This window comes from Bradyrhizobium sp. UFLA05-125 (genome assembly GCF_059803515.1).
In genome coordinates, this window is sequence record NZ_JBANBJ010000075.1 from 17,223 (window position 1) to 42,920 (window position 25,698).

Consider the following 25,698-nt stretch of genomic DNA (forward strand, 5'->3'; position numbering starts at 1 on the left):
GGAGCGTTTGACAAAAGCGTGCAAGAGACGTGCCCGTGTCTTCCCGGGTGGGGCAGTCAACACTTAGGGCGTAGCGCACGTCATGATCCGTATTTCTACGATCTTCATCGCCATCTGCATGGTGCTGGTCGCAGCCTCGCTGGGCCTCGTCCTTCATTCGGTGGCCGGCATCAGTGGAACCGAATCCGCGATCGTGGCACTGACCGCGCTGACCTTCCTGATCCTGTACAACGCGGTCTCGATGCGCCTGCGCGACCGCAGCGACGTCGGCAACCAGATCGCCGATCTGTCGCGCGGCACTGCCGATCTCGCCCGCCAGGTCGCCGAATTCGGCCGCAGGCTGGCGGCGGTCGAGGGGCGCGTCGCGTCCGCCAATTCCACCAACGCGGACCGCGTCCAGTCGGTGGCCGCCGAGATCAACGAGCTCGGCGGGCTCGTCAAGCAGCTCGCCGCTACCGTGGCGACGCATGAGGACCTGCTGGCAACGGACACGCCCGCCGCACAGCCGGAAGCCGAGACGGCACACGGACTGTTGGCAACTCCGGAGCCTCAGCCAGCCGCGCCGCCGCCGGTTCCACGGGCAGCCCCAATCGCTCCCGTTGCGACTGCCAGCGCTCGCAACCAAACGCAGCTGCTCGCGACACTGCGCAGCGCGATCGACGAGAACCGCATCGACATCTTCCTCCAACCGATGGTGACGCTGCCGCAGCGCAAGGTCCGTTTCTACGAGGCTGTGACGCGGGTGCGCGACGAGCGCGACCAGCTCGTCGCCGCCGAGGAGTTCATCAGCATCGCGGAAGCCTCGGGGCTGATCGGGCGCATCGACAACATGGTGATGCTGCGCTGTGTGCAGGTGCTGCGCCGACTGATGGTGCGCAACAAGGACGTCGGCGTGTTCTGCAACGTCGCGGCCTCCACGCTCGGCAATTCCACCACCTTTGCCCAATGCCTCGACTTCCTCGAGGCCAACCGGGCGCTCGCGCCTTCGCTGGTGCTCGAATTCAAGCAATCGACGTTCCGCAACCTCGGTCCCGCCGAGACCGAGAACCTAGCAGCGCTCGCCCAGCGCGGCTTCCGCTTCTCGATCGACCACGTGACTGACCTGCGCATCGAGCCGCGCGAGCTCGCCGACCGCGGCGTGCGCTTCATCAAGGTGCCGGCTGCGCTGCTGCTCGATCCCAAGCAGGCCTCGACCTCGGACATCCATCCCTCCGACCTGTCCGACCTGCTCGGCCGCTTCGGCATCGACCTCATCGCCGAGCGGATCGAGGGCGAGCGCGCAGTCGTCGATCTCCTGGATTACGACGTGCGGTTCGGCCAGGGTTTCCTGTTCGCCCCGCCCCGGCCATTGCGGCCGGAGGGTGCATCTGCTACGGCCGGAGGCGCGCCGGACCAGGCGCAGCAACAGGTATCCAATGGCTCCGCCCCGTCCAGCTCAGGCGAAACCACTTCCGTGCCGCCGTCACAGCGCATCACCGGCAATGCGGCGCTCGCGCGCCGCATCTGACCGTCTGTTCATGTCATGACCACGCTGCATTTCGTCGAGAGCCTCCGCGAGCTCGTCGCGGACGTGGACGTCGTGCTCAGCGACATCTGGGGCGTGGTCCATAACGGGCTAGAGTCCTTCCCCGAAGCCTGCGAGGCGCTGCACAATTTCCGGCACCAGGGCGGGACGGTCGTCCTGATCACCAACGCGCCGCGTCCAGCGGATTCGGTGCAGCGACAGTTGCGCAAGCTCGGCGTTGCCGACGAGACCTATGACGCCATCGTATCCTCGGGCGATCTGACGCGGCTCTATGTCGCCGATCATCCCGGCCGAAAATTGTTCTGGCTCGGCCCCGAGCGCGACAGCTCGATCCATCGCGGGCTCGACGCGGTGCTCGCGCCGCTGGAGGAGGCCGACTACATCGTCTGCACCGGCCTCTATGACGACGAGACCGAGTCGGCAGAAGATTATCGCGGCATGATGCTGAAGGCGCGCGAGCGCAAGCTCACGCTGGTCTGCGCCAATCCCGACATCGTGGTCGAGCGTGGCGACCGGCTGATCTACTGCGCCGGCGCCATCGCCGAACTCTACCGCGAACTCGGCGGCGAGGTGATCTTCTACGGCAAGCCGCACCGGCCGATCTACGAGCGCGCGATGGCACTCGCGGGCGAGCGCCAGGGCCATCAGATCGATCGCAAGAAGGTTCTCGCGATCGGCGATTCCGTGCGCACCGACCTAACCGGCGCGCGCGAGTTCGGCATCGACTGCCTGTTCGTTACCCGCGGCATTCATTCCGAGGAGTTCGAGGGCCTCGACCAGCTTGATCCGGCCTCGGTGCTGGAGTTGTTCGGCCACCCGCCGAAGGCGCTGATGCGCGAATTGAAATGGTAAATGCATGACCGTCATTCCGGGGCGCCCGAAGGGCGAACCCGGAATCTCGAGATTCCGGGTTCGATGCTTCGCATCGCCCCGGAATGACGGTGCCCAAAGCAAATGCCCGGGACAAGCCCGGGCATTCAAATCCATCTGATGGATCGACGCTTACGCGCTTGCCATGTCCGGGAAGACCGCCTCGATCTTGGTCTTCAGCGTCGCCGCGTTGAACGGCTTGACGATATAGTTGTTCACGCCGGCCTTCTTGGCCGCGATCACGTTCTCCGTCTTGGATTCCGCCGTGATCATGATGAAGGGCGTGGTGGCGAGGTTGGGATCGGCCCGCACTTCGCGCAGGAGGTCGTAGCCCGTCATCGGCTCCATGTTCCAGTCGGAAATCACGAGCCCGTACTTCTTGCCGCGCATCTTGTTCAGCGCCGCCGAGCCGTCGCTGGCGTCATCGATATTCTCGAAGCCAAGCTGCTTCAGCAGATTCCGGATGATACGGATCATGGTGCTGTAGTCATCCACCACCAGAACCGGCATCGACAAATCAACCGCCATCTCGACTCCCCCAAACGCAACAGGAATATTAACGATCGCACTGCCGGGCCCGACGCCCCACAGTTCCATCTCAGAAGGACTAGCACCAAGGCGTTAAACAGCGCGTTAATTGGCCCTTGCCGGAAACCCCGGAAATGCGAAGCGATGCGGCCGCATCCTCCGCTTGACTTCGCCTGGCGCGTCACGTCACGGTCCCGGGCCGACCCGCCCCAGAGAATTCCCCTGATGGCTCCGCATTTTACTGTTATCCGCGATTCCACGCCGGCTCACACGATCCCAAGGGGAGCCGTGGTCGCCATGGGCAATTTCGACGGCGTTCATCTCGGCCATCGGGCGGTGATTGCGGCTGCGCTGGAGATGGGCCGGACGCACAACCGGCCGGCATTTGCGCTGACCTTCGAGCCGCATCCGCGACGGTTTTTCAGCCCTAACACCCCGCAATTCCGCCTCACGGATGAGCGAGCCAAGCTGCGGCTTCTGGCCGGCACCGGGCTTGCCGGCGCCGTAGTCATGACGTTCGACAAGACCCGCGCCGGGACATCCGCGCAGGATTTCATTCACCATGAGCTGATCGGCCGGCTCGGGGTCAGCGGGATCGCGGTCGGCTACGACTTTCATTTCGGCAAGGGCCGGGTCGGCTCGCCGGGCCTGCTCGTCAATGAGGCGCCCCGCCTGGGTATCGAGGTCGACGTCCAGCCGCATGTCGATATCGACGAGCGGCCGGTCTCCTCCAGCGCGATCCGCACCGCACTGGCGGAAGGCCAGCTCATTGAGGCCACGACCATGCTGGGCGCGCCCTGGTTTGTGACCGGCGAGGTCATCCACGGCGAGAAGCGCGGCCGCGACCTCGGCTATCCCACCGCCAATATCCGCCTCGACGCCAATTGCGCCCTCAAGCACGGCATCTACGCGGTCCGGGTCGGCCGCGGGGCCGAGCGGCTGGAGGGGGTCGCAAGCTTCGGCCGGCGTCCGACTTTCGACAATGGCGCGCCGCTGCTGGAAATCTTCCTGTTCGACTTCAAGGGCGACCTCTACGGTCAAGAGCTCGATTGCGCGTTCGTGGGCTTCATTCGCGAGGAACTGAAGTTCGACGACATCGAGCCGCTGATCCGCCAGATGGACGAGGATTCAGCCCGTGCGAAGGCCCTGCTGGCGGCCACCCCCAACGCCTTCCCGAGGCTGGGAAGCGTCGACTGAAGCCCAAAACGGCCCCTCCCGGCCCTTTGCGATTTGGCCGCCCGACTGCTATGGAGAGCCCATGTTTGCGCGGCGCATCATAGGGATTAGCGGCCCGGCTTCCGTCTGAGCTTTCGCTCGGCGCAAGACCGGGATTTTGTCGTTTCACCCCGCGATCGTGATCGCATTCCTTCCGCGCCCTTCCGAGCCAGATCATTCATGTCCGAAAAGCCGCAAAAGTCCGAAGCCAAAGACTATTCAAAAACCCTGTTCCTGCCGCAGACGGAATTCCCGATGCGCGCCGGCCTGCCGCAGCGCGAGCCGGAGATCCTCAAGCGCTGGTACGAGATCGGCCTCTACGAGAAGCTGCGGGAAACCGCGCGCGGCCGCGAAAAATTCGTGCTGCATGACGGCCCGCCCTACGCCAACGGCAACATCCACATCGGCACGGCGCTGAACAAGATCCTGAAAGATCTCGTCACCAAGAGCCAGCAGATGCTCGGCTTCGATTCCAACTACGTGCCCGGCTGGGACTGCCACGGCCTGCCGATCGAGTGGAAGGTCGAGGAGGAGCACTATCGCAAGAAGGGCAAGCAGAAGCCCGACTTCCGCGACTCCGCGGCGATGGTCGACTTCCGCAAAGAATGTCGCGCCTATGCGACGCACTGGCTCAACGTGCAGCGCGAGGAGTTCAAGCGTCTCGGCGTGATCGGCGACTGGTCCCACCCCTACGCCACCATGAGCTATCCGGCGGAAGCCCAGATCGCGCGTGAATTGATGAAGTTCGCCGCCAACGGCACGCTCTATCGCGGCTCCAAGCCGGTGATGTGGAGCGTGGTCGAGAAGACTGCGCTCGCCGAAGCCGAGGTCGAATATGAGGACTACACCTCGGACATGGTCTGGGTGAAATTTCCGGTCACTTCGCCCGCGCATGGCGCGCTCGCTTCCGCGAGCGTCGTGATCTGGACCACTACACCGTGGACCCTGCCCGGCAACCGCGCCATCTCGTTCTCGCCGAAGATCGCCTACGGCCTCTATAAGGTGACGGACGCGCCGGCCGACAATTGGGCCAAGACTGGCGATCTCCTGATCCTCGCCGACGCGCTCGCCGCAGAGGTCTTCAAGCAGGCCCGCGTGACGTCTTACGAGAAGGTCCGCGACATCCCCGGCGACACGATGGACGCGATCGAGTGCGCCCATCCGCTGAAGGGGCTTGGCGCCGGCTACGGCTTCACCGTGCCGCTCTTGCCCGGCGATCACGTCACCGACGACACCGGTACCGGCTTCGTGCACACCGCGCCGAGCCACGGCCGCGAGGATTTTGACGTCTGGACGGCGAACACGCGCGAGCTCGATGCACGCGGCATCCCGACCGCGATCCCTTACACCGTCGATGAGAACGGTGCCTATACAGATCAGGCGCCGGGCTTTGCGGGCAAGCGCGTCATCAACGACAGGGGCGAGAAGGGCGACGCCAACGAGGCCGTGATCAAGGCGCTGGTTGATGCCGGCAAGCTGATCGCGCGCGGCCGGCTGAAACATCAGTATCCGCATTCCTGGCGCTCCAAGAAGCCGGTGATCTTCCGCAACACGCCGCAATGGTTCATCGCGATGGACAAGGACATTGCTGTGGACGGAAAGACGAAGTCCGGCGATACGCTGCGCGCCCGCGCGCTGCACGCGATCTCGGTGACGCAATGGGTGCCGCCATCAGGCGAGAACCGCATCAACGGCATGATCGAGGCGCGCCCCGACTGGGTGATCTCGCGCCAGCGTGCCTGGGGCGTGCCGATTGCCGTGTTCGTGCGCGAGAAGGGCGACGGCTCGGCCGAGATCCTCCAGGACGAGACCGTCAACACGCGCATCGGCGACGCCTTCGAGAAGGAGGGCGCCGATGCCTGGTACATGGACGGCGCCCGCGAGCGCTTCCTCGGAAGCCGCGCCAATGAGGACTGGAAGAAGGTCGACGACATCCTCGACGTCTGGTTCGATTCCGGCTCGACGCACGCCTTCGTGCTGGAAGACCCCGTGCATTTCCCGGGCCTTGCCGGCATCAAGCGCAAGGTCGACGGCGGCACGGACACGGTGATGTATCTGGAGGGCTCGGACCAACATCGCGGCTGGTTCCACTCCTCGCTGCTCGAGAGCTGCGGCACGCGTGGGCGCGCGCCCTACGACATCGTGCTGACCCATGGCTTCACCCAGGCCGAGGATGGCCGCAAGATGTCGAAGTCGCTCGGCAACACCATCGAGCCGCAGGCCGTCATCAAGGAGTCCGGCGCCGACATCCTCCGGCTCTGGGTCGCGTCATGCGACTACACCGACGACCAGCGCATCGGCCCCGAGATCCTGAAGAACACGGTCGAGACCTATCGCAAGCTGCGCAACACCGTGCGCTGGATGCTCGGCACACTGCATCACTACAAGCCGGCCGACGCCGTTGCGCCCGCCGACATGCCCGAGCTCGAGCGGCTGATGCTGCACGAGCTTGCGGTCCGCACCGATGTGATCCGCAAGGCCTATGAAGCCTTCGACTTCAAGAGCGTGATCGCGACGCTGTCGGCGTTCCTCAACAGCGAGCTGTCGGCGTTCTACTTCGACATCCGCAAGGACACGCTCTATTGCGATCCGCCTTCCTCGCTGACGCGCAAGGCGGCGCTGACCACGATCGATACGCTCTGCAACGCGATCCTGAAATGGCTGGCGCCGGTCCTGAGCTTCACCGCCGAGGAGGCGTGGCGCATGTACCGGCCCGACGCCGAGCCCTCGGTTCATCTGACGCTGTTCCCCGAAGGTCTCGAAGACTTCCGCGACGACAAGCTCGCCGCGAAATGGGAGATCATCCGCAACGTGCGTCGCGTCGTCACCGGCGCGCTGGAGCTCGAGCGCGCGGCCAAGAACATCGGTTCGTCGCTCGAGGCATCACCGGTGATCTATATCGCTGACCGGAACACACAGATGACGCTATTTGACGTCGATCTCGCCGAGGTCTGCATCACCTCGAATTACGAGGTGCGCGAGGGCGAGGCGCCGGAGGCAGCGTTCCGTCTCGATGCCGTTCCTGGCGTTGCGGTCGTGGTCGAGAAGGCGGTGGGCACCAAATGCGCCCGCTCCTGGAAGATCCTGCCGACCGTCGGCGAGGACGCGGACTATCCCGACGTCACCCCGCGCGATGCCAAGGCGCTGCGCGAATGGAAGGCGTTGGGGGTAGCAATCTAGTTCGATGTCGTCCTGGCGAAAGCCAGGACGCATAATCCCCCGCCGTCAATTTGCAGCGAAGACAGATGACCACGCGTCTTTCAAACGATAACCGCCTGGGGTTATGGGTCCCGGCCTTCGCCGGGACGACATTGGAATTCGTTGCGGCGCCGGAGGCCATCTCGAAATGACCCCTCTCCGCGCCGGCATTCTGTCTGCCGTGATTTCGCTCGTGCTGGACCAGGTCTCGAAACTCTGGCTGCTCAACGTGTTCGACCTCGACCGTCGCGGCGGGCTGAGGTTGACGCCGTTCTTCGACCTCATGCCGGCCTGGAACAAAGGCATCAGCTATGGTTGGCTGCAGACCGAAGGCACGGCGGGGCCGATCGCGTTGATGGCGGTCAAGGCCGTGGCGGTGGTTCTGCTGGCGGTCTGGATGACCCGCGCGCAGACCCGGCTGGCAACGGTGGCGCTGGGGTTGATCATCGGCGGCGCCCTCGGCAATGCCATCGATCGCCTAGCCTATGGGGCCGTATTTGATTTCGCGCTGTTTCACATCGAAATCGCCGGAAAAACCTACAATTGGTACGTCTTTAACCTCGCTGACGTGGCCATCGTTGCTGGGGTGGCGGCCCTATTGTATGATTCCTTCCTGGGGGTACCCGCCGCAAAAGCGCCCTGATCCCGGCCGATACGGGCCCGGACGGTGGAACCTTGCTTGCGAGGCAGGCCCGCGCAAGGCGCGGCGATCGAATACGAAACAGAACAGGTACAGCGATGCGCGAAAGCGAGCCGAAAGGTTGGATGATGCTAAGCCCGAGGCACGGGCTGTTGCGCTCGCTGAAGCTCACTTCGGTCGCACTCGGCATCGGTCTCGTGATGGTGGCCGGCGCAGCCCGTGCCGGCGATGACGACGAAGAGGACGACCGGACGTTCGAGGAAAAGATCATCGACAATCTGATGACGGGCCTCGGCGCCCAGGGCGGCCGCAGCCTGGAGAGGCCCGGCATCGAATACCGCGAACGTTCGCCCCTGGTGGTGCCGCCGAAGCTCGACCTGCCGCCGCCAGCGTCGTCCGCCGAGGCGAGCGCACCGAACTGGCCCAAGGACCCCGACGAAAAGCGCCGCAAGGAGCTTGCTGCCGCAAGAAAGAAATCCGGCACCAAATTCCAGCAGCCGTGGGAAGCCGCCCGGCCGCTCACGCCAGCCGAGCTGAACGCGGGCAAGACGAACGGCCCTACTCGTACCACCAGCAACGAACCGGGCCAGCCTACTCAGAACAATCCGACCATGAGTCCGGCCCAGCTCGGCTACACCGGCGGCCTGTTCAAGCTCCTCAAGGGCAACAGCAGCGAATCCACGCAATTCAAGTCTGAGCCGCCGCGGGAATCCCTGACCGAGCCGCCCGCCGGCTACCAGACGCCCTCGCCGAATTATTCCTATGGCACGGGGCCGGACCAGACCCGCAAGACGTATTACGACGTGCTGAGCGGCAAGGAGAAAGAGCAATAGCGCTCTTGCCGGCCCGCGTGCTTCTGCGGAACTGCCGCAATCGTCCGGTGTAGGCCGGACGCGGCACATGACGTATCTTTAACTTCACGATGACGGCGTTCTCTGCTTCGTGACGCAAAGTGCTAGGCCGCACGGTGTAGCATGCCGTGCTTTTGCACCCGGACATTTGGCTCCGGGCTTTCACAAGGATTGTGATGTCCTCATACCGATCGGCTGCCTGCCTCCTCGCCGCGTTGCTTTCGACTTGTGCTCTTACGACCGGCGGCGCATTCGCCCAGACAACGGTAACATCCGCACCGCCCAGCAGCTTCACGCTCGGTAACGGCCTCCAGGTCGTGGTGATCCCCGACCACCGCACGCCCGTGGTCACGGAGATGATCTGGTACAAGGTCGGCTCGGCCGACGAGACGCCCGGCAAATCGGGGCTCGCCCATTTTCTCGAGCATCTGATGTTCAAGGGCACGGAGAAACATCCGGTCGGCGAGTTTTCCCAGACCGTGCTGCGCGTCGGCGGCAACGAGAACGCCTCCACCTCGGTCGACTACACCAACTACTATCAGCGTGTGCCGCGCGAACAGCTGCCGACCATGATGGAGTTCGAAGCTGATCGCATGACCGGGCTCGTGCTCAAGGACGAGAACGTGCTGCCCGAGCGCGACGTCGTGCTCGAAGAGTACAACATGCGCGTCGCGAACAGCCCCGAGGCACGGCTGAACGAACAGGTCATGGCCGCGCTCTATCTCAACCATCCCTATGGCCGGCCGGTGATCGGCTGGCACCAGGAGATCGAGAAGCTCAATCGCGAGGATGCGCTGGCATTCTACCGCCGCTTCTATGCGCCGAACAACGCGATCCTGGTGATCGCCGGCGATGTCGAGGTCGCCGACGTGCGCCCGCTGGTCGAGCGCAATTTCGGCCCGATCCCGGCACAGCCAGCGATCCCCGCGCAACGCATCCGACCGCAGGAGCCGGAGCCGGCGGCCCCGCGCACCGTCACGCTATCCGATCCGCGCGTCGAGCAGCCCGGTCTGCGCCGCTATTACCTCGTGCCATCGGCAACCACGGCGGCGGCCGGTGAGAGCGCCGCGCTCGACGTGCTTGCGCAACTGATGGGCAGCGGCAGCAACTCCTATCTCTACCGTGCGCTCGTGGTCGACAAGCCGCTCGCGGTCTCCGCCAGCGCCAGCTATTCGAGTACCTCGCTCGACCCGAGCCAGTTCTCGATCGCGGCCTCTCCCAAGCAGGGCGTCAGCTTTGCAGAGGTCGAGCAGGTCATCGACGGCGTGATCGCCGACATCGTGCAGAACCCGATCCGCGCCGAGGATCTCGAGCGGGTCAAGACCCAGCTCATCGCCGAAGCAATCTACGCCCAGGACAATCAGGCAGTGCTGGCGCGCTGGTATGGCGGCGCGCTGACGACGGGCCTGTCCATCGAGGACATCCGCAGCTGGCCCGATCGCATCCGCGCCGTGACCGCCGAACAGGTACGCGCCGCCGCGCAAAAGTGGCTCGAGAAGAAGCGCTCGGTCACCGGCTATCTGATCAAGGACACCACCACCGCCAAGCGCGAGGAGAAGCGTTCGTGACCCATCCCTTCCTCCGCGTGCGCGGCATTGCGCTCTCCGTCGTCACCTCGGTGGCTCTCTCTTTGGCGTCCCTGTCGCCGTCGCAGGCCGCAGCCAGGATCCAGCATCTGACCTCGCCGGGCGGTATCGAAGCCTGGTTCGTGCAGGACGCGACCGTGCCGCTGATCGCGATGGAGTATTCCTTTGCCGGCGGCGCATCGCAGGATCCCAAGGGCAAGCCGGGCGTCGCCAACCTCGTCGGTGACCTCCTCGACGAAGGCTCCGGCGATCTCGATTCCAAGACCTTCCACGAGCGGCTCGATCGCCGCGCCATCGAGCTCTCCTTCAGCGCCAGCCGCGACACGTTCCGCGGCAGCCTGCGCATGCTCCGCGACAACAAGGACGAAGCTTTCGACCTGTTGCGGATGGCACTGACCTCGCCGCATTTCGACACCGCCGACGTCGAGCGCATCCGTTCCCAGATCATCTCGGGCCTGCGCCGTGACACCACCAATCCGACCGCTCTCGCCAGCCGCAAGTTCCTGGAGATCGCCTTCGGCGATCATCCCTACGGTCGGCAGACCAGCGGGACGCTGGAAAGCGTGCCGACCATCACGGTCGCCGACATGAAGGATTATGTCGGTCGCGTCCTCGCCAGGGACACGCTGAAGGTTGCGGTCGTCGGCGACGTCGACCCCGCAACGCTCGGCAAGCTGCTCGACAAGACGTTTGGCGGCCTGCCGGCCAAGGCGAACCTCACGCCGGTCCCCGACATCGAGCCAGCCTCGCCGCCGCAGCGCGCTTTCGTGCCGCTCGACGTGCCGCAGACGGTGATCACCTTCGGCGGCCCCGGCGTGAAGCGCAGCGATCCGAACTTCATGGCCGCCTACGTCGTCAACCACATCCTGGGTGGCGGCGGATTGTCCTCCCGGCTTTATCGCGAGGTGCGCGAGAAGCGCGGGCTGGCCTATTCGGTGTTTGAATCGCTGTTGTGGATGGAGCACTCGGCCGTCTTCATCGGCAACACCGGCACGCGTGCAGACCGCGCCGGCGACACCATCGATGCGATCGAGAAGGAGGTGCGACGCATCGCCGAGGAGGGACCGACGCAGAAGGAGCTCGACGAGGCGAAGTCCTACCTCAAGGGCTCACAGATGCTGGCGCTCGACACCTCCTCCAAGCTCGCCCAGGCGCTGCTGCAATATCAACAGGACAAGCTGCCGATCGATTATATCGAGAAGCGCAATGCCATCGTCGATGCCGTGACGCTGGACGACGCCAGGCAGGCCGCGAAGCGGCTGTGGGGCCAGGGCCTCCTGACCGTCATCGTCGGCCGCGCCCCCCAGGCGGCCGCGCAGCCCGCCGCAGCGGCCGCTGCGGCCGCGCCGAAGTCGAACTGAACTCGCGCTTCTCCGCGCTGAATGGCCGGGCTTGCCCCGGCCATTCGCATTTTCCCTGATGCAGCATTGCCAAATGAGGGTGCCCGCGATAGGTCGGGGCATCACGAGTGGTGCCACCATGCTGCGGATTTCCCGCGATCTCGTCATCGACGAAGAAGACATCGAGATCGGCTTCGTCCGCGCCTCCGGCCCGGGCGGACAGAACGTCAACAAGGTCGCGACATCAGCGCAACTGCGCTTCGACACGCGCAAGCTGACTTTGCCGGAGGACGCCGCCTTGCGCCTTGCGCGCCTCGCCGGCCAGCGCATGACCAAGGACGGCGTCATCGTGATCCAGGCGCAGCGTTTCCGCACCCAGGAGCGCAACCGCCAGGACGCGATCGATCGCCTGCTCGAGATGCTGCGCGAGGCCATGGTACGGCCGACGCCACGCCGTGCGACACGACCGACCTTCGCCTCCAAGCAGCGCCGGCTCGACAGCAAGAAGCGCCGCGGCGACATCAAGGCCAGGCGCGGCGGCGGTTTCGACGATTGACCGGCCAAATCCTCCGGCCGCAGAGCGACCGGAGGTTAGCTGTTTCGCGTCTCGATGCTAGTAGCGCTTGCCGCCGGCGGCACTGCCCGAAACGGAATCGTTGACCGTCCCCTTATGCATTGCGCTGCCCGTGGTGCCGACCGCGCCCTTCGTACCCTTGGTCGACTTCATGCCCATTTGCTCGCCCGCAGCTCCCTGCTGTGCGCCGAGCGCTTCGTCCTCGCCCGACGGCGCGGCGCCCTGCATAGGTTTGCTTTGCACGGTGCCGCCTGTCTTGACGCCGGTTGACGCACCTTGCGCGAAAACTGGCGCAGCAATGAGAGCCGAAACAGCGCATGCGATCACAGAGGTCTTCACCAACTTCATCCATTTCTCCTGGATTTTTTCGCGATGAACGGTTCGGTTGCTCCCCGCGCCGCTCGCATGTGCCGGACCATTTCATCGCCTAGAGAGTTCGAACGGCGCGACTCTCATGCAATCCGCGTCGTGTGGTGATCGTTTAGGGATTTCTAGGCGGTTTCGCGAAATTGTGTTCCTCATATGCGGCGGCGCGGAACACACACAAGCCGCGAGCCCCCACTTGCGACGAAACAGCCCGCTACTACCACTGCATGTTTGGCGCCGCCTAGAGTTTGCGCACGCTGACGTTGATGTGGATGGGCGGGTTCTTGCCGATGCGCGCAGTCGTGGTGGGATTGTGCACCGCAGTGGTGCTGGTGGTGCGGGTCGCCGACGCGCAAATGCCGTTGCCGGCTGCAAAGCCGGCGGATGGCGCAACACTCTTCAAGCAGCAATGCGCGGTGTGCCACACGACGAACCTGTCGGAACCGATGCGGCAAGGCCCGCCACTGGTCAAGATCGTGGGACGACCGGCCGGAAAGACTGAAGGGTTTCACTATTCAGAGGGCCTCGCGAAGGCGGACTTCGCCTGGGACGAGGCGAGACTCGATGCCTGGCTGACCAATCCGCAAGCCGTCATTCCCGGCGTGGTCATGGCCTACCGGCAGGCCAAGCCCGAGACCCGCGCCGCCATCATCGCTTATCTGAAGGAGCTGAACTGATGGCAAAGCCGGTTCATTCCATGATCCGCGTGCTCGAGGAGGCACGCTCGCTCGACTTCTACAGGCGCGCCTTCGGCCTCGAAATCGCCGACCATCTGAAATTTCCGGACTTCGCCCTGATTTATCTGCGTCACCCTTCCTCACCTTTCGAGGTTGAGCTGACGGTCAATTCCGATCGCAAGGAGCCGTACGCGCTCGGCGACGGCTACGGACATCTCGCCGTGGTGGTCGAGGATCTCGACGCCGAACACGCCCGCTTCGAGCGCGAGCAGCTGGCACCGGGGCCGCTGCGCGACTTCAAGCATGAGGGCAAGACGCTGGCGCGCTTTTTCTTCGTCAGTGATCCCGATGGCTACAAGATCGAGGTGATCCAGCGGGGCGGACGTTTCAACTGATCAAAACGCAAAATCACGGAGGAATCCCATGAGAGAAGTCGATCGTCGAAGCAAGCATAGTCGCCGCGTCTTCCTTCAGGGCGCGGCAACGGCCGTGCCGGTCGTGGCCGCTGCGACCAGCGTTGGCGTGAACATCGAAAACGCTTGGGCCGATGACTCGAGCGCGCTGGAGCCCGCGACGATGAAGACGCTGTTGAAGGTTGCGCGCGACATCTATCCGCACGACGTTCTCGGCGACAGCTACTACATCACGGCGATCAAGCCATGGGACGGCAAGGCGGCCAAGGACCCGACCGTCAAAACCCTCATCAGCGACGGCATCGCCAGGCTCGACCAGAACTCACGCGACCGCCACAAATTGCCCTACGCCGAGGTGCCCTGGGAAGCGGACCGCGTCGTGCTGCTGAAGGAGATCGAGCAGAGCGACTTCTTCCAGAAGGTGCGCGGGGACCTCATCGTGTCGCTCTACAACCAGAAAGAGGTCTGGCCGCGGTTCGGCTACGAGGGCTCATCCGCCGAGCATGGCGGCTACATCAACCGCGGCTTTGCCGACATCGACTGGCTATCGAAAGCTTAAGTCGCACCCAACGGTTCAGGAGAAACGCATATGGCAAAATTCGATCTGAACGACAGCGGCGTTGTGGTGATCGTCGGCTCCGGTGCCGGAGGCGGCACGCTGGGCAACGAGCTCGCACAGAAGGGCGTCAAGGTCGTCATTCTCGAAGCCGGTCCGCGCATCGAGAATCAGGACTTCATCAACGACGAGTGGGACAGCTTTTCCCAGCTCGCCTGGTCGGACACACGCACCACGTCGGGGACCTGGCGGGTCGCCAAGGACTTCCCGAATCTTCCCGCCTGGATCGTCAAGGCGGTCGGCGGCTCCACGGTGCACTGGGCCGGCGCGTCGCTGCGCTTCGACGAGCACGAGTTCAGGGTGAAGAGCACCTACGGCAACATTCCCGGTGCGAACCTGCTCGACTGGCCGGTCACGCTCGCGGAGATGGAGCCGTGGTACGCCAAGGCCGAAGACAAGATGGGCGTAACCCGCACCAACGGCATTCCCGGGCTTCCCGGCAACAACAATTTCAAGGTGCTCGAGGCCGGCGCCAAGAAGCTCGGCTACAAGACCGTGCACACCGGCAATATGGCGATCAACAGCCAGCCGCGCGATGGCCGCGGATCGTGCCAGCAGATCGGCTTCTGCTTCCAGGGCTGCAAGTCCGGTGCCAAATGGTCGACGCTCTACACCGAGATCCCGAAGGGCGAGGCGACCGGCAATCTCGAGGTCCGGCCCAACAGCATGGCGATCAAGATCGAGCATGATGCGAGCGGCAAGGTGACCGGTGTCGTCTACGCCGACGAGACCGGCGCGATGCAGCGCCAGAAGGCCCGCATCGTTGCGGTCGCCGGCAATTCGATCGAAAGCCCGAGGCTGTTGCTCAACAGTGCCTCGAACACATTCACCGACGGCCTTGCCAACTCGAGCGGACAGGTCGGCCGCAACTACATGCGCCACATGACGGGCAGCGTCTATGCGGTGTTCGAGAAGGCGGTGCACATGTATCGCGGCACGACCATGGCCGGCATCATCCGCGACGAGGCGGCCAACAATCCGAAGCGCGGCTTCGTCGGAGGCTACGAGATGGAGACGCTGTCGATCGGCCTGCCCTTCATGGCGGCGTTCCTCAATCCCGGCGCCTGGGGGCGGCCGTTCACCGCTGCGCTCGACGGCTATCCTCGGATGGCCGGCATGTGGCTGGTCGGCGAGGACATGCCGCAGGAGACGAACCGCATCACGCTCGATCCGACCGTGAAGGACAAGTTCGGAATGTCGGTCGCAAGCGTGCATTTCGACGATCATCCCAATGATGTCGCGATGCGAGCGCACGCCTACAAGCAGGGTGCGGCGGTCTACGACGCCGTCGGCGCCACCGTGACCTATCCGACACCGCCCTATCCGAGCACCCACAATCTCGGCACCAACCGGATGAGCGAAAAGCCGCGGGATGGCGTGGTCAACAAGTTCGGTCAGACCCACGACGTCAAGAATCTGTTCGTCTCGGACGGCAGCCAATTCACCAGCGGCGCGGCCTGCAACCCGACGCTGACCATCGTCGCGCTCGCTATCCGTCAGGCGGACTACATCGCCGGCGCGATGCAGAAGAAGGAAATCTGATACCCTACATGACGAAGCGGCTCAGTCCTGCCGGACAGAGCCGCTTTTGCGTTTGTGCGATTGCGCGCGCCTGAAGGACAGATGCGGCTTATTCGGCCGCATCGAGAATGCGCGTGGCCGCACCCTTGAACTCCTGCACCTGCACGACGTTCTTGGAGCGGTAGATCAGGCAGGAGCAGCGCAGCAGCGAGGCGAAATTGTTGACCTCGCCATGATGGTCGAGGACTTCGTTGTAGAGCGTCGTCAGGAACTTGCCGAGGCTCATGCTCTCCTTGGCCGCGATCTCCTCCAGCGTATCCCAGAACGCCATTTCCAGCCGGATCGAGGTGCAATGCCCGCCGATCCTGAGCGAGCGGGTCTGGGACTCATAATCGCGTTGGGGCTGATGCGCGAACAAATGGCACATGGCGTCCTCCCGTCCTGTTGCCGTTTTTTCACGATGCTACACCCGCACCCCACGGCTCACAATCAGGACCGACGGAGAAGACGGGCCCGCTGCCGGCACGCGATTTTTTTCGAACGTCCAATGTCTTCAATGTGATAGACCGCCCTCTTCCCCAGCCCGCCACGTTGGCGTTGCCCAACACATGCTTTTGACGCAACACGGCTTAAGATAGCCGTCCCCGAGCGAATCCAAGTCCGAGCCCATGCCCGTCCGTCAGCTTCCAGAGCAAGTCGTCAACCGCATCGCCGCCGGCGAGGTGGTCGAGCGTCCGGCGAGCGTGGTCAAGGAACTGGTCGAGAACGCCGTCGATGCCGGCGCGAGCCGCATCGACGTATTCACCGATGGCGGCGGCCGGCGGCGGATCGGCATCACCGACGACGGCAGCGGCATGACCGTGAAGGACCTGTCGCTCGCAGTCGAACGCCACGCGACCTCGAAACTCGACGACGAAGACCTCCTGCAAATCCGAACGCTCGGGTTCCGCGGCGAGGCGCTGCCCTCGATCGGCTCGGTCGCGCGGCTCTCGATCACCACGCGCCACGCCAGCGAGTCGCACGCCTGGGCGCTGTCGGTCGAGGGCGGAGAGAGGTCCGAGATCATGCCGGCGGCGCTTGCGCACGGCACGCGCGTCGAGGTCAACGATCTCTTCTACGCAACGCCGGCGCGGTTGAAATTCCTGAAGACCGACCGCACCGAGGCCGAAGCGATCCGCGAGGTCGTGCGGCGGCTGGCGATGGCGCGGCCCGATATCGCCTTCACGCTCGCCGGCGAGGAGCGCGCGCCGGTCACCTGGGCTGCTGCCCTGCCCGGCGCCGCCGGCCGGCTGACCCGGCTCGGCGACATTTTGGGCGCGGAATTTCGTAGCCACGCGATCGAGGTTCATGCCGAGCGCGACGGCGTCGTCGTCGCGGGTTACGCGGCTGCCCCGGCGCTGACAAAGGCGAATGCGCTCGGGCAATATCTCTTCGTCAATGGGAGGCCCGTGCGCGACAAGCTGATCCTGGGCGCGGTGCGCGCGGCCTATTTCGACTATCTGCCGCGCGACCGCCATCCGGTGCTGGCGCTGTTCGTCACGCTCGACCCGCGCGAGGTCGACGCCAACGTGCATCCAGCCAAGACCGAAGTGCGATTCCGCAATGCTGGTCTCGTGCGTGCGCTGATCGTGCACGGATTGAAGGAAGGTCTAGCGCGCGAGGGCCGGCGTACCGCCGCGAACAGCGGCGGCAGCGCGCTGTCGTCATTCCGCCCCGCGTTCGCGCCGCGCCCCGGCAACTGGGACTGGCGGCAGTCGCCATCCGCCCCGACGGCGCCGCTGCCGTCGTTCGAGGGCACCGCTGCGCCCGCTTTCGCGGAGCGCGTGCAGGCGGCCTTCGACGTCGGCGCGCCGGCTGCGGATGTGAGAATCGAGGCGCAGCTGGTCGGCGATATGGTCGATCGTCCGCTCGGTGCTGCGCGCACGCAGATCCACGAGACCTACATCGTGTCACAGACCCGCGACGGCCTCATCATCGTTGACCAACATGCAGCCCATGAGCGTATCGTCTACGAACGGCTGAAGGCGTCGCTGGCGAAAAACGGTGTGCAGCGGCAGCTCCTGTTGATCCCCGAGATCGTCGAGATGGACGAGGCGACGGTGGAGCGGCTGCTCGCGCGCAGCCGCGAGCTGTCCTCGTTCGGGCTCGCGATCGAATCCTTCGGCCCCGGCGCCGTCGCGGTGCGCGAGACGCCGTCTCTGCTCGGCAAGACCGATGCAGGCGGCCTCCTGCGCGATCTCGCCGAGCACATGGCCGAGTGGGACGAGGCGCTGCCACTGGAGCGCCGCCTGATGCACGTCGCCGCCACCATGGCCTGCCACGGCTCGGTGCGCGCGGGCCGCAGGCTCAGACCTGAGGAGATGAACGCGCTGCTTCGCGAGATGGAGGAGACGCCGAATTCCGGCCAGTGCAATCACGGCCGGCCGACCTATGTGGAGCTGAAGCTCGCGGATGTCGAGAAGCTGTTCGGGCGAAGATGATCCCGATGTCGTAGGGTCGGCAAAGGCGCAACGCGCCGTGCCCACCATCTCTCCACGATTGCGACAAAAGAGGCGGGCACGGCGCGCGAAGAGCGCGCCTTTGCCCACCCTACGATTTCCTCAAAAACACGAACTCGGTGTCATCATACGCGCGCCGCTCCAGTTCCTCGAAACCTTCAGGTGCGGCGAATTGCGCGGCTTTCGCTTCCTCGACCACCAGCAATGCATCTGGCGTCAGCCAGCCGCCATCACGCAATGAACCAAGCGCCTTCTCAGCCAGACCCTTGCCATAGGGTGGATCGAGGAACACGAGCGAAAACGGCTCGACGGGATGCGCAGGTCCAAGGTCCGTTGCATCGCGACGATAGACCTTCGTTACGCCGCCCAAGCCCAGCGCCTCGACATTATTGCGGAGTAGCGCGCGCGCCTCGGCGCCATTGTCGACGAACAGCGTAAATTTCGCGCCGCGCGAGGACGCCTCGATGCCGAGCGCGCCGGTGCCGGCGAAAAGATCGAGCACGCGCGCGTCCTCGATCGGATCGTCATAGGCGTGCACCAGGATGTTGAACACGGACTCGCGCAAACGATCCGCCGTGGGACGGATGTCGCGCGAGGACGGCGAGGCGAGATTGCGCCCCTTCAATCGTCCGCCGACGACGCGCATTTACTCGTCTTTCGGCCTGAGATCGCGCTTGCCGTGATAGCCGCGCTTGGGACGGCGCGGCGGGCCGTAGCCGCTCGCTTCCATCTCGTTGCGCTCCCGCGCCTCCTCGCTGCCGGTGCGCTGCACCAGCACACGGCGACCCTTGCGGTCATTGATCACGGCACGCTTCATCGGCTTCTTCTCGTGCGGAGCATCGTCGTCGCGGGAGGCGGATTTCGAGGGCACGTCGAACTGCGCACCGGATTTCTCGATCACCTTGTCGCCGAGCTGCTCGCGCAGCACGCGTGACTTGATCTCGTCGACCTGCCCCTCGGGGATCTCGCCGAGCTGGAACGGACCGTAGGACACGCGGATCAGCCGGTTCACCTCGAGCCCGAGATGAGCGCAGACGTTGCGCACCTCGCGGTTCTTGCCTTCGCGGATCGCGAACACCAGCCAGACATTGGCGCCCTGGTCGCGCTCGAGCGTGGCGTCGATCGGGCCGTATTTGACGCCCTCGACCTCGATGCCATTCTTCAACGCATCGAGCTGGGCCTGCGTGATCTCGCCATGGGCACGGACGCGGTAGCGGCGCAGCCAGCCGGTGTCGGGCAATTCGAGCGTGCGCGCGAGGCCGCCATCATTGGTGAGCAGCAAGAGACCTTCGGTGTTGAAGTCGAGCCGGCCGACGCTGATCAGCCGCGGCAGGCCTTCCGGCAGGTTGTCGAACACCGTCGGCCGCCCCTCGGGGTCGTCATGCGTCGTCATCAGCCCGCGCGGCTTGTGATAGAGGAACAGCCGCGTGCGCTCGCGCGGCGGCAACGGCTTGCCGTCGACGGCAACGACGTCGTTCTGGGTGACATCGAGCGCCGGCGAGTTGATCACGCGACCGTTAACGGTGACACGGCCCTGCGTGACCATCTCCTCGGCATCGCGCCGCGAGGCGAGGCCTGCGCGCGCAAGCACCTTGGCGATGCGCTCGCCGGCCTTCTTCGGCTTCGGCTCTTCCTCACGACGCGGCCGCCTGTCGAAATCACGATCGCGCTCGCGATAGGCGCCGCGGCCGCCGAAGGCCGGACGCCTGGCGAAGATCTGACCGTCGTCCTCGTTGTCGCGGCGCGGCCGGTCGCGGAAGCGGCCTTCGCTGCGCGGATGCTCCTGCCAGTCCATGCGGCCCTCCGGCCGCTTGTCGCGCGACCGGCCGAACTTGGGACGGTCGTCACCAAAGCGTTCCTCGCGCGAGCGCTGGAAACGCGGACGATCTTCACCGCCCTCCTCGCGGCGCCGCGAGAAGCGCGGACGATCTTCGCCACGACCACCCTCCCGCCGGTCGTCGCGCTGGCGCCACGGCTTATCCTCACCGCGCTCACGGCCGCCAAAATCCTTGCCGAAAGACTTGCGGGGACGATCGTCACGGTCGCGCGGGCGATCGCCAAAGCTGCGCTTGCGATCCCCACCTTCGAAGGTGCGCTTGCGATCTCCAGAGTCGCCTTTGCGATCTCCGGAGTCGCCCTTGCGATCCCTAAAGTCGCGCTTGCCTTCGAAATCGCGATCGCGGCCAAAGTCCTTGCGCGGCCGGTCGGAGCCGCCGCGCGAAAACTTTCGGTCGTCGAACCGCCGCTCGGACCGTTCGCCGCGCGGCGCCCGCTCGTCGCGGTCGAATTGCGGGCGGTCTCCGCGCGGCTTGAACGGACGGTCGCCACGCGGCTTGAAGCTGCGCTCGCCGCGCTCCTCGCGACCGCGGTCGTCGCGCTTGAAGCGCGGCCGGTCGCCATAGTCGCGGCGCGGCGCGTCGCCGTCCTCGCGGCGGCGGAACGGGCGGCTGTCGCGGTCGCCACGGGACGGGCGCTCGTCGCGATCGCCCTTGCCGGCAAAGCCGCGCTTGGCGAACTTCTTCTCGGGGCCGCGCGGCTTGCCGGTGCGACCCTTGGACGGGCCTCGATCACGCCGGTCGCGGGAATCGTTGTCTTTGTCGCTGTCGCGGGGCATGAATAATCTCACTTGGGGGGCGGCGCGATGAGCATTGTGCGCGCTCGTTCGGAGCCGCATGCTCAGGCAAAATCGGTATCCACTCTTGCTGAAGGCGGAGCTAGTAGCAGGTTTCTGGCGATGATACGAGGCATGAAAGCCCCTTCTTTCATGGATTTGGCGCTCAAAACCGCCGAAAATGCCGGAAAATCGGGCGAAGTTCCGATCGGATGCGTCGTGGTGCGCAATTACGAGGTCATCGCGACCGCCGCCAACCGAACGCTGACCGACCACGACCCCACGGCCCATGCCGAGATCATCGCGCTGCGCGAAGCCGCCAAGAAGATCGGCAGCGAGCGGCTGGTCGATTGCGACCTCTACGTGACGCTCGAACCCTGCACCATGTGTGCGGGCGCGATCTCCTTTGCAAGGGTCAGGCGGCTCTATTACGGCGCGGCCGACCCCAAGGGCGGCGCGGTGGAGTCCGGGGTGCGGTTCTTCGCCTCCCCAACCTGCCATCACACGCCCGAGGTCTATTCGGCGGTCGGCGAGAGCGAGGCCGCGCGGCTCTTGCGCGAGTTCTTTCGCGAGCGGCGCTAGCTGCCTACGAAAAACTCGCGCAGCGCTTTCGCGGTCACGTCGGGGTTTTCCTCGGTCAGGAAATGCCCCGAGTCCACCGGCATGCCCTCGACATTGGTCGCCCATTGCTTCCAGGTGTCGAGCGGCGTGGCGGCGGCCTGGGCGACGCCGGCGTTTCCCCACAGCGCGAGCATCGGGATCGTGATCTTCTTGCCGGCCGCGAAATCGGCCTTGTCGAGTTCGTAGTCGAAATAGGCGCCGGCGCGATAGTCCTCGCACATCGCATGCACGCGCGCGGGGTCGCGGAACGGCGCGAGGTAGTGCTCGAGCGCGCGCCTGTCGATCGCGTCCAGCGTCTTCGACTTGGTCTGGCTCGCCATCTTGAAACGCAGGAAGAATTCGCCGTTGCTCGCGATCAGCGTTTCCGGCAGCGGCGCGGGCTGCGCCAGGAAGGTCCAGTGATAGATCTTCAGTGCATACTGCCGGTTCATGCGCTCCCAGTAATCATAGGTCGGCAGGATATCGAGCACGGCGAGCCGCGAGAGCCGGCCGGGATGATCGAGCGCGAGGCGATAGGAGACTCGCCCGCCGCGGTCGTGGCCGGCGAGCGCAAAATGCACGTGGCCGAGTTGCTCCATGGCCTCGACCATGGTCTTCGCCATTGCGCGCTTGCTGTAGGGCGTATGCTGCGCATCGCTGTCCGGCATGTCCGACCAGCCATAGCCCGGCAGGTCGGCAATGATCAGCGTGAAGGCGTCGGCAAGCTGCGGCGCGACGCGGTGCCACATCACATGCGTCTCGGAGAAGCCGTGCAGCAGCAGCAGCGGCGGCCCCTTGCCGCCGACGCGGGCAAAGATGCGGCCCGAGTAGGTGTTGATCCATTCGGAGGCAAAGCCCGGGTAGAGGTCGGCGAGATCGGACATGACTTTCCTCCCCTCAAATGTCGTTTTCGGCCACCCTTTGAGGCGCGGCCACGGCGGCACCAACCAAAATGCCGAAAACAACCCCATGCAAAGTAGCACGGCGGCTGCCGGCAAGCGTGCGTCCGATGCGCGCGTTCCGGAAAAACGTTAGTTAAATCTTGGCCTTCTCCGCTTCCACCGCCTGCCAGCCGATATCGCGGCGGCAAAAGCCCTCTGGCCAGCGGATGCGATCGACGGCCTGGTAGGCGCGCGCCTGCGCCTCCGCCACAGTCTTGCCGAGCGCGCAGACGTTGAGCACGCGGCCGCCATTGGCGAGGATCGCGCCATCCTTCGCCACCGTGCCAGCATGGAAGATCTCGACGGTGTCGACCTCAGCGGCCTCGTCGAGCCCGTCGATGCGGGTGCCCTTCCGGTAGTCGCCGGGATAGCCGTTAGCGGCCATCACGACGGTGAGCGCCGATTCCGGATACCAGCGCAGATCGAAGTTCTTGAGTTGCCCGTCGCAGGAGGCGAGCAGCGCCGGCACGATGTCGGACATCATGCGCAGCATCAGCACCTGGCACTCGGGATCGCCGAAGCGGACGTTGAACTCGAACAGCTTTGGGCCCTGCGTCGTCAGCATGATCCCGGCATAGAGCACGCCGCGGAACGGCGTGCTGCGCTGCTTCATGCCGGCGACTGTCGGCAGGATGATTTTGGCCATGATCGCGTCATGGATCGCCGGCGTGACCAGCGGCGTCGGCGAATAGGCGCCCATGCCGCCGGTGTTCGGGCCGACGTCATGGTCGAACACGCGCTTGTGGTCCTGGGCGGAGGCCAGCGGAATGGCGGTCTCGCCGTCGCACAGCGCAAAGAAGCTGATCTCGCGGCCCGGCAGGAATTCCTCGATCACCACCTCGGCGCCGGCCTCGCCAAAGGCGCCGTCGAACATCATGGCGATGGCGTCCTCGGCCTCGCGCATGCTCTTGGCGACGACGACGCCCTTTCCGGCGGCAAGGCCGTCGGCCTTGACCACGATCGGCGCGCCCTGGGTGTGGATGTAGGCGAGTGCGTCGGCTGCCTTGGTGAAGCGCTTGTAGGCGCCGGTGGGAATGCCGAACTCGGAGCACAGCGCCTTGGTAAAGCCCTTGGAGCTTTCGAGCTGGGCGGCGGCCTTGCTCGGCCCGAACGCCTTGATCCCGGCGGCTGCAAGATCATCGACGATGCCGGCCGCGAGCGGGGTCTCAGGGCCGACTACGACCAGTTCGACAGCATTGGTCTTGCAGAAGTCGATCACGGCGGCATGGTCGGCGACATCGAGCGCCACGCACTCCGCCTCGCGGGCGATCCCGGCATTGCCCGGTGCGCACCAGAATTTGGTCACCAGAGGGGACGCCGCGATCTTCCATGCGAGGGCATGTTCGCGGCCGCCGGAACCGAGCAGTAGAATGTGCATGCGTGTCTCAAAACGGGGGTGTGCTGGACGCGTCGGTCGCACGAATCCGCGCTGGCCTCAAGAGGGGGCTCCGTCATTCCGGGGCGCGCCTCTTGGCGCGAGCCCGGAATGACGGCGGGGATACGCCTAGCTCTGCTTCCCCGCAATGATCTCCTGCAACGTCGCCACATGCCGGGCGAACGCGCCGCGGCCCGAGGCGGTCGCGGTGACGGTGGTCTGCGGCTTCTTGCCGACGAAGGCCTTATCCACGGAGACGTAACCGGCCTTGGCCAGGGTCTCGATATGCGCGCCGAGATTGCCGTCGGTGGCGCCGGTGAGCTTCTTCAGGCGCGCGAATTCCAGGCCGGTGGCGACCGGCAGTGCGTTCAGAGCGGCCATGATCTTCAGCCGCAACGGCTGATGAATGATGTCGTCAAGCTCGGCCATCAGATCCGCCGCATCCAGAGGCCGCCCAGGATCAGGCCGCCGCCGTTGACGAAGGCCATCCAGAGCGGGAACGGCTCACCGATATAGAAGAAGCCGACCAACGTCAGAGCGATGATGCCGAGGCCGATCGCAACGAATGCATAGCCGAACCAGAGCCCCGCGAGTGTGTAGAACAACATGAAGTAGATCGGCCAGAATGCGCCGAGCTCGCGCGGGCCGAAATGACCGAGCACGTTGGTGCAGATATAACCGAACGCGAAGAACAGCACGAAGACCAGCACGAGCCTGATGTCGAAGGCGGCACCATGGACCTGCGGTGGACTCAGCAGGCGGAGCGCAACCAGGCCGCCGACACCCAGGATGTCGACGGCGGGCCAGGCGTAGACCGCGTAGTAGGGCCAGAGCCAGGTGACGACGTTGCCGGCGAAGACCAGCACACCCCACCATAACGCCGCAGCGCTGGCCAGCTCATAGAGCTGCGATTGCTTCACGCGCTGGACGATGTCGTCGATCTCCTTCAGTGCCGAGGCGGCGTCCTTGGAATCGATACTGATCATGATCCGCTCCCCGCTCTCACCATCTCATCCGCAATCGCCGACACCGCCGCTGGGTCGCTGATGATCCCCATGTGATTGGCGCCGGCGATCAGCTTCACCTGGATACGCTGACCGACGGCCTCCTGGAACCTGTCCGGAAACATCAATTCGTCGGCGGCGCCCGCGAACAGCGCGACCGGTTTGCCGGCGGCGGCAAGATCGTCGCGATAAGAGTTCGAGCTACCGAAATTGCGCATCAGGCGATAGGAATAGGTCGGAGCCAGGATTGCACTCGTGTTCGGGTCGACTGCAAACGCAATGGTCGGCAGCGATTCACAGCAGACAATTCCGAGCCGGCGCAGCATCGACAGAGCGAGGAAACGCGGAATGTCCGGGCTTGCCCAGCCGCCCGCGTCCTTCCGGCTGCTCGGCGCGTCGTGGCCGAGATAGGGCGCCAGCAGCATCGTGCGCGCAAACAGGTTCTGGATCGGCGAGCCCGCGACCCGCAGCGCAAAACCGCCGCCGGAAGAATGGCCAATCAGCGTCAACGCAGCGGTCGCATTGGCTTGGCGGATCTCGCCGACGAAATCGGAAAGATCGTCCTCGAGTTGGCCGAGATAGCCGATGTCGCCGCGCGTCCCGGAGGCCCCATGGCCGCGAATATCGGGCGCGTAGACATCGATGCCGCGCGCGGCGAGCCCCTTTGCCAGCGCATGGACGGCGATGCTCGATCCTGACGAGCCATGCACGACGATGGCGATCTGCCCGGTCGCCGGCGCGCGCGCCGG

Annotated in this window: 26 protein-coding genes; 16 read left to right on the forward strand and 10 right to left on the reverse strand. The window is 65.0% G+C overall.

Going from position 1 to position 25,698, the window contains the following annotated elements; translation table 11 throughout:
- Positions 1-82: 82 nt before the first annotated feature.
- The gene (locus SO156_RS37785) at positions 83-1,507 is read left to right on the forward strand and encodes an EAL domain-containing protein (protein WP_458148763.1); all 1,425 of its coding nucleotides are present in this window, start codon (positions 83-85) and stop codon (positions 1,505-1,507) included.
- A gap of 15 nt (positions 1,508-1,522) precedes the next feature.
- Complete coding sequence (locus SO156_RS37790) at positions 1,523-2,377, forward strand: TIGR01459 family HAD-type hydrolase (RefSeq protein ID WP_458148764.1); 855 nt, start codon at positions 1,523-1,525, stop codon at positions 2,375-2,377.
- A 150-nt stretch (positions 2,378-2,527) separates the two neighbouring features.
- Here SO156_RS37790 and SO156_RS37795 read toward each other — a convergent pair whose 3' ends face one another.
- Positions 2,528-2,923: a response regulator gene (locus SO156_RS37795; RefSeq protein ID WP_008567674.1), complete on the reverse strand. Its 396-nt coding sequence runs from the start codon at positions 2,921-2,923 to the stop codon at positions 2,528-2,530.
- Between the two features lie 225 nt (positions 2,924-3,148).
- Here SO156_RS37795 and SO156_RS37800 point away from each other — a divergent pair, with 225 nt between their 5' ends.
- From SO156_RS37800 to arfB, 7 genes are all read left to right on the forward strand, one after another.
- Complete coding sequence (locus SO156_RS37800; protein ID WP_498538341.1) at positions 3,149-4,120, forward strand: bifunctional riboflavin kinase/FAD synthetase; 972 nt, start codon at positions 3,149-3,151, stop codon at positions 4,118-4,120.
- 198 nt (positions 4,121-4,318) lie between these two features.
- Entirely contained in the window at positions 4,319-7,318 is a 3,000-nt protein-coding gene (gene ileS / locus SO156_RS37805) for an isoleucine--tRNA ligase (RefSeq protein WP_458148767.1), read from the forward strand.
- A gap of 166 nt (positions 7,319-7,484) precedes the next feature.
- Positions 7,485-7,979, forward strand: a complete 495-nt coding sequence (lspA, locus tag SO156_RS37810; RefSeq protein WP_498538342.1) for a signal peptidase II — start codon at positions 7,485-7,487, stop codon at positions 7,977-7,979.
- 95 nt (positions 7,980-8,074) lie between these two features.
- Entirely contained in the window at positions 8,075-8,809 is a 735-nt protein-coding gene (locus tag SO156_RS37815; protein WP_498538343.1) for a hypothetical protein, read from the forward strand.
- Between the two features lie 194 nt (positions 8,810-9,003).
- Positions 9,004-10,395: a M16 family metallopeptidase gene (locus SO156_RS37820; RefSeq protein ID WP_498538344.1), complete on the forward strand. Its 1,392-nt coding sequence runs from the start codon at positions 9,004-9,006 to the stop codon at positions 10,393-10,395.
- Positions 10,392-11,774 (forward strand): M16 family metallopeptidase, encoded by a 1,383-nt coding sequence (locus SO156_RS37825; protein ID WP_498538345.1) that lies wholly within the window; start codon positions 10,392-10,394, stop codon positions 11,772-11,774. Before SO156_RS37820 ends, SO156_RS37825 begins: the two co-directional genes overlap by 4 nt.
- A gap of 118 nt (positions 11,775-11,892) precedes the next feature.
- Positions 11,893-12,309 (forward strand): alternative ribosome rescue aminoacyl-tRNA hydrolase ArfB, encoded by a 417-nt coding sequence (gene arfB, locus SO156_RS37830; protein ID WP_458148771.1) that lies wholly within the window; start codon positions 11,893-11,895, stop codon positions 12,307-12,309.
- A gap of 57 nt (positions 12,310-12,366) precedes the next feature.
- Here the strand turns inward: arfB and SO156_RS37835 are convergent, their stop codons facing one another.
- Positions 12,367-12,675, reverse strand: coding sequence for a hypothetical protein (locus SO156_RS37835; protein WP_498538346.1), 309 nt, complete (start codon positions 12,673-12,675; stop codon positions 12,367-12,369).
- Positions 12,676-12,983: 308 nt separating this feature from the next.
- On the opposite strand from SO156_RS37835, the gene SO156_RS37840 reads away from it, so the two are divergent.
- From SO156_RS37840 to SO156_RS37855, 4 genes are read left to right on the forward strand one after another with little or no spacing between them, the layout of a single operon-like run.
- Positions 12,984-13,370, forward strand: coding sequence for a c-type cytochrome (locus tag SO156_RS37840; RefSeq protein ID WP_458148783.1), 387 nt, complete (start codon positions 12,984-12,986; stop codon positions 13,368-13,370).
- Positions 13,370-13,765, forward strand: a complete 396-nt coding sequence (locus SO156_RS37845; RefSeq protein ID WP_498538347.1) for a VOC family protein — start codon at positions 13,370-13,372, stop codon at positions 13,763-13,765. Before SO156_RS37840 ends, SO156_RS37845 begins: the two co-directional genes overlap by 1 nt.
- Positions 13,766-13,793: 28 nt before the next feature.
- Complete coding sequence (locus SO156_RS37850; protein ID WP_498538348.1) at positions 13,794-14,342, forward strand: gluconate 2-dehydrogenase subunit 3 family protein; 549 nt, start codon at positions 13,794-13,796, stop codon at positions 14,340-14,342.
- A 30-nt stretch (positions 14,343-14,372) separates the two neighbouring features.
- Positions 14,373-15,941 (forward strand): GMC family oxidoreductase, encoded by a 1,569-nt coding sequence (locus tag SO156_RS37855; protein WP_498538349.1) that lies wholly within the window; start codon positions 14,373-14,375, stop codon positions 15,939-15,941.
- An 88-nt stretch (positions 15,942-16,029) separates the two neighbouring features.
- Here the strand turns inward: SO156_RS37855 and SO156_RS37860 are convergent, their stop codons facing one another.
- On the reverse strand, positions 16,030-16,347 hold the full coding sequence (locus SO156_RS37860) for a ribbon-helix-helix domain-containing protein (RefSeq protein WP_458148776.1): 318 nt from the start codon (positions 16,345-16,347) through the stop codon (positions 16,030-16,032).
- Between the two features lie 241 nt (positions 16,348-16,588).
- On the opposite strand from SO156_RS37860, the gene mutL reads away from it, so the two are divergent.
- A complete protein-coding gene (mutL, locus tag SO156_RS37865; protein ID WP_498538350.1) occupies positions 16,589-18,400 on the forward strand; it encodes a DNA mismatch repair endonuclease MutL in 1,812 nt (603 codons plus the stop codon).
- A 109-nt stretch (positions 18,401-18,509) separates the two neighbouring features.
- Here the strand turns inward: mutL and rsmD are convergent, their stop codons facing one another.
- Entirely contained in the window at positions 18,510-19,064 is a 555-nt protein-coding gene (gene rsmD, locus SO156_RS37870; protein WP_498538351.1) for a 16S rRNA (guanine(966)-N(2))-methyltransferase RsmD, read from the reverse strand.
- On the reverse strand, positions 19,065-21,032 hold the full coding sequence (locus tag SO156_RS37875; protein ID WP_498538352.1) for a pseudouridine synthase: 1,968 nt from the start codon (positions 21,030-21,032) through the stop codon (positions 19,065-19,067). It abuts the gene before it with no gap.
- A 120-nt stretch (positions 21,033-21,152) separates the two neighbouring features.
- On the opposite strand from SO156_RS37875, the gene SO156_RS37880 reads away from it, so the two are divergent.
- Positions 21,153-21,611, forward strand: coding sequence for a nucleoside deaminase (locus tag SO156_RS37880; protein ID WP_283040273.1), 459 nt, complete (start codon positions 21,153-21,155; stop codon positions 21,609-21,611).
- On the opposite strand, the gene SO156_RS37885 is transcribed toward SO156_RS37880, so the two are convergent.
- Positions 21,608-22,513 carry an alpha/beta fold hydrolase gene (locus SO156_RS37885; RefSeq protein WP_498538353.1) on the reverse strand — a complete coding sequence of 302 codons (906 nt, stop codon included), beginning with the start codon at positions 22,511-22,513 and terminating at the stop codon, positions 21,608-21,610. The genes SO156_RS37880 and SO156_RS37885 overlap by 4 nt on opposite strands.
- Between SO156_RS37885 and SO156_RS37890 the strand changes: the two genes are divergently transcribed.
- Positions 22,512-22,664 (forward strand): hypothetical protein, encoded by a 153-nt coding sequence (locus SO156_RS37890; RefSeq protein ID WP_498538354.1) that lies wholly within the window; start codon positions 22,512-22,514, stop codon positions 22,662-22,664. The two genes, SO156_RS37885 and SO156_RS37890, sit on opposite strands and share 2 nt — an antisense overlap.
- Here the strand turns inward: SO156_RS37890 and purD are convergent, their stop codons facing one another.
- The 4 genes from purD to SO156_RS37910 all read right to left on the reverse strand — a co-directional run.
- On the reverse strand, positions 22,665-23,948 hold the full coding sequence (gene purD / locus SO156_RS37895; RefSeq protein WP_458150276.1) for a phosphoribosylamine--glycine ligase: 1,284 nt from the start codon (positions 23,946-23,948) through the stop codon (positions 22,665-22,667). It abuts the gene before it with no gap.
- A gap of 126 nt (positions 23,949-24,074) precedes the next feature.
- Positions 24,075-24,374, reverse strand: coding sequence for a winged helix-turn-helix domain-containing protein (locus tag SO156_RS37900; RefSeq protein WP_458150275.1), 300 nt, complete (start codon positions 24,372-24,374; stop codon positions 24,075-24,077).
- On the reverse strand, positions 24,374-24,931 hold the full coding sequence (locus SO156_RS37905) for a hypothetical protein (RefSeq protein ID WP_458150274.1): 558 nt from the start codon (positions 24,929-24,931) through the stop codon (positions 24,374-24,376). Before SO156_RS37905 ends, SO156_RS37900 begins: the two co-directional genes overlap by 1 nt.
- Positions 24,928-25,698: alpha/beta hydrolase (locus tag SO156_RS37910; protein ID WP_498538355.1), on the reverse strand; the 771-nt coding region annotated here is incomplete at its 5' end. The genes SO156_RS37910 and SO156_RS37905, both read right to left, overlap by 4 nt.